The 4,268-nt window shown below is 70.3% G+C and carries 2 protein-coding genes and 1 pseudogene; 1 reads left to right on the top strand and 2 read right to left on the bottom strand.

Features of this window, described 5'->3' with window-relative positions; translation table 11 throughout:
- Positions 1–272: 272 nt before the first annotated feature.
- Entirely contained in the window at positions 273–3,485 is a 3,213-nt protein-coding gene (locus A39O_RS32315; protein WP_020503904.1) for a tetratricopeptide repeat protein, read from the bottom strand.
- 159 nt (positions 3,486–3,644) lie between these two features.
- On the opposite strand from A39O_RS32315, the gene A39O_RS0106605 reads away from it, so the two are divergent.
- Positions 3,645–4,190, top strand: coding sequence for a hypothetical protein (locus tag A39O_RS0106605; RefSeq protein ID WP_157639744.1), 546 nt, complete (start codon positions 3,645–3,647; stop codon positions 4,188–4,190).
- Here A39O_RS0106605 and A39O_RS42580 read toward each other — a convergent pair.
- Positions 4,128–4,268 (bottom strand): annotated as a pseudogene (locus tag A39O_RS42580) (IS4 family transposase); the annotation flags it as partial. The gene A39O_RS0106605 and the pseudogene A39O_RS42580 sit on opposite strands and share 63 nt — an antisense overlap.

The raw sequence follows: 4,268 nt of genomic DNA, 5'->3' as shown, positions 1-4,268 counted from the left end.
GGCTCAGATCCGGAATGTCTCACGCCAAGGCGCCAAGACGCCAAGGTTCTTCAAGGCGCTATCGAAACCGGAGGCGCTCGCGGGGTGACGGGGGTCACCNCAGGATTGCGCTCTTCTTGGCGTGCTTGGCGCCTTGGCGTGAGATACGTTCTTTCCAAACTCGGCGGTCGGGAGAATTCGCCACGAGTGTCAGTTGCTCGCGCAGCAGCGGTTCGGCGGCGGCGGCGAGCACGGCCAGGATCAGCGGGGCATGGCGGGCCAGCAGCGCCCGATCAGCCCTGCTCGTCGGCGTCCGGCGGGTCAGTCAGGTCGCGGATGGCATCGGGGTCGCGGAGGCCTTCGAGGATGGTTTGGACGATCAGTGCATCCTCGCGATCCAGCGGCTCGCAGAGCGCATCGGCATCGCGCTCGCCGTCCAGGATGCGGCGGATAGCGGCGACCCGATTGGCCAAGCCTCGCTCGATCCCCGATTCCAGCGCCTGCTCGAGCCCGGCGCGGTGTTGCGGCCGGGCGACCGACTCGACCACCGCGGCGATCAGCGCGCCCTGCCGGCGCAGCGCATGGCTGCTGCCGGCGAACCCGGCATAGGCCGCGCGCTCCTCCCGGCGATAGCGGGCGGCGGACTGGCGGTCGCCCTGAGACTCGGCGATGGCGGCCAGGATGCTGTAGGTCGTCCAGATCTCGGCCGCGGCTGGGTCCAGTGTCCGCTTGATGGCCAGCGACTCCTCGGCCAGTGTGCGGGCCTCGTCCAGCCGGTCCGGGAGTCCCCGCAGCAGATCGGCGAGGTTGTTGAGCGTGGCGGAGAGCTCGCCCGGCTCGGCCGATTCGCGCTCGACCGCCAGCGCCTTGCCGGACCAGCCCTCGGCCTCCTGCGGTCTGCCCCTGGCCTTGAACATCTGGGCGAGTTGGTCCCAGGTTCGGGCGGCACCTGTCCTGTTGCCGCTGGCCTCATTGAGCTCGGCCGAGGCCCGATAGGCCCGCTCGGCCGGCTCCCAGTGTTCGGCGTCCGCGTAGACCATCCCGAGCTGATGCCAGGCAACTGCCTCGCTCTGCGGCTCGCCCAGCCGCTGGAAGGCGGAGAGTGCCTCCCGGTAGCGCCGCTCGGCCTCGGCCAGGTCGCCCTGACGGTAGGCCAGGGTGCCGAGCTGGCCCTCGTCGACCGCGGCGCCACGTAGATCGTCGACCTCTCGAAAGATCGCGAGTGCGGACTCGTAAGCGGCGCGGGCCTGCGCATAGTCGCCCCGGTCGCTGAGCACATCAGCCAGCTCGCCATGCAAGGTGCCCAGCTCCCGCTTGACCTGATCCCCCGGCTCCAGAGTCCCGGCCTCGGCGATGGCCTGGCGAAGCGCGGACTCGGCCTCGGCCGCTCTGCGTTGACGCTTCCGACAGCGGCCCAGCAAGTGCAGTGTCGTGCACCGTTGGTAGTTCGGCGACTCGGGGAGCCCGGCCAAGACCTCCTCGAAGACCAGCGCGGCATCGGCCAGCCGTCCGGCCTGAAGGAGCGCCTCGCCCTGACCGACGCGGGCCAGATACCAGTTATCGGAGCCCGACTCCCCGGCGAGCGACCCGGCGCGGGCGGTCAACTCGGCACTGTCACCGGTCAGACCGAAATAATCGAGAAACCGCTTCAGACACAGGACGAACTCGACCGCACCAGGCGCACCGCAGTCCAATGACTGGCTCGCCGCGGCCATCAGATTGGGCAGGATCAGCCGGGCGATGGCCCGGATGGCATGGGGGTTCTTGTCGTCCTGCTGGTACAGATCGCGGGCAAGCCTTGCGTGATAGTCCCGAAACCGCTCCCCGAGCCGCGCCTGCGCGTCCGGCTCCAGCCGTGCCCAGAGCGTCGGTGCCAGAGTCGGATGAAATCGCACATAGTGCGGATCGACCCCGGCGACCGGCTCGACCTGGATCAGCCCGGTCGAGATCAGTGCGGATCGCAAGACCGACCAGGGGTCGGGCGCGATCTCCGTCACCGCGAGCAGGTCGTCCTCGAAAGTCCCGCCCCGGAAGACCCCGAGCCTGGGCAGGAGCGCGCTGGAGTCGGCATCCAGCCGCTCCAACGACAGGTTGAGCGAGGCGACCAGCGGGCCGTCTCCGGCCGCGAGCAGCGCCTCGAGCCGCTCCGCGACCCGCCGGATGGGGTCGCGCTTGAGCGACTCGGCGAGCAGCCCGATCGAGAGCGGGTGGAAATCGACCCGCTCGAAGAGCGCGGTGAGCGCATCCCGGCCGGGCGGGGGCTCCGCGGGCGGAATCGAGGACTGGCGCAGAATGGACTGATACCAGGCGAGCGCGTCCCAGGGCGCCAGACCCTTGAGCGTCAGATAGCGACAGCGGCGGTCGCCGTCGGTGGGGAACGCGGGATGAGCCAAATCCGGGGTGCGGGTGGTGACCAGACAGCGGCTGGCACCGGACTCGGACCAGCCCTGCGCCGCGGCGAGCAGCGCATCGAGCCGGGTGCGGTCCGGCCGCTCGGTCGCGGACTGACCGGGCGCGGGCTCGATCAATGACTCCAGGTTGTCCAGGATCAGCAGGGTGGGCACCCGCGCGAGCGCGGCGGCGGCGGCGCGTTCGTCGAGCAGCGCCTCGCCCAGGACCTGCGCCAGGCTGCTCACCGCCCAGCCCACCGGATCGATACCCTGAAAGTCCGCATAGCCCACCAGACAGACTCGCTCGAATAGGCCGGTGGCGCGCAGCCAGCGACCGGCCTCTTGCGCCAGCGTGGTCTTGCCCTGACCGCCGAACCCGCAGACAACCAGACGGCGGGTGCCGCCGACGTAGGCGCGCTCGATGTCCCAAAGCTCGCGCGCGCGGCCCCAAAAGCCGGCGGGCTGGACCTGGGGCAGATTGTCGGCGGCGGGCACCGCGGCCGGGTCCGGCCGGGCGTCGGCGGGCGCGGCGGGCTGGGCGAGCAGTGCCGCGTCGTCGCCGGTGCGATAGAGCGTCGGCAGAAACCAGTCATGGAGTATGAGATCCGTCCAGCCGGTGCCGCGTCTGCGCTCCCCGCGGACCGGGCGGGCATAGAGTTCGCGCCGGGCATTCTCCAGCGCGGTGCCGAGCGGGCGGCCGCGGCCCAGTTCACGGTACAGATGGCCGAAGAGCGCGCGGGTGGTCTCGACCAGCACCGAATGGGTCATGGCCAGCACATTGGGGATGCCGGCCCGGGTGAGCCGGGCGGCGACGCTGCCCAGGGGGTCGTCGCCGCCGAGCTTGGCGGACTGGCAGGCCGAGAGGATGACCAGCGGGACGCGCTGCTGGTTGAGCATGTCGCCCAGCAGCGCGGCCGGGACCAAATGCTTGCTGCCGTCGTCCTGCTCGAACAGCAGATAGCCTTGGTGGGCGCCGGTGGCGCAGTCGCCGGCCCGGGTCATGGCGGCGCGCAGCCGCGCGGGGAGCGCGTCGGCGGCCCGCGCGCTCAGGTGTCCGTTCGGGTCGTAATCCCTGTTGCAGGTCGTTCGTGTGGGTGCCCGGGACGGGGTCCACAAGTCAGGGACAATCAAAGCGGATGAGCGGGGGAATTGCAAGGGTGTGGGGATGCGGTCCAGGCGCGCCACAGACCGGAGGTCGAGGCTTCAGCCGGACGTGGCGGCGCCGCCCGCTAAAGCGTCGGCCTCCGGTCGCATCGCCCGGGTTCCGGGCGGTACTTGGCCGCGAGGGTGGTCTGTGCGACCGACGGAGCGGGTTGGACATTCGGCGACGAGCCCATCTTTATTCGCCTCGACAGCCGCCCCGGCGGCATCGAAGCGGCGCTGAACGCCATCCTGGTCGCGCTGCACCGGCGCGCGCCGGCCGACCGTCTCTCCGTGCCCCCATCCCAGATCGGCCCGCTCGAAGCGCTGGTTCTGGAACTGACTGATCTCGGCATCCGGGAGATCCAGCCGGGCGTTCCCCGGCCCAGCGCCACCGCCCGGCTGAGCTACCGCCCGGCCGACCCCAAGCGGCCGCCGGTCGCGAGCCCCGACACCTGGACGCTGGTTGCCCCCCTGGGTCCGATCGAGACCGAGGAGCTGCGCTGGTATCTGGAGAAATACGCCGTCTGGCCCGAATGGCACGAAGATAAGCCGAGAGCATCTTTAAATCAGCGAGTTAGCATCGCGGTTCATGCCCAAAAATCGGCGTGTTCAGCGCTATTTCTTGGGGTGACCGTTCTGGCGGACCTCCTCCTGCGCGAGGCGCCGGGGCTTGGTTAACAGCGGATAGCTCTTGAGCCGACGCTTCAACGCCCGCGGTTCAATGCGCCCCCGCCGCAAACCGACCCGGGGTTCGGC

This window comes from Lamprocystis purpurea DSM 4197 (assembly GCF_000379525.1).
Lineage (GTDB): Bacteria > Pseudomonadota > Gammaproteobacteria > Chromatiales > Chromatiaceae > Thiodictyon > Thiodictyon purpureum.
This window is presented reverse-complemented; position numbering and strand designations above follow the sequence as displayed.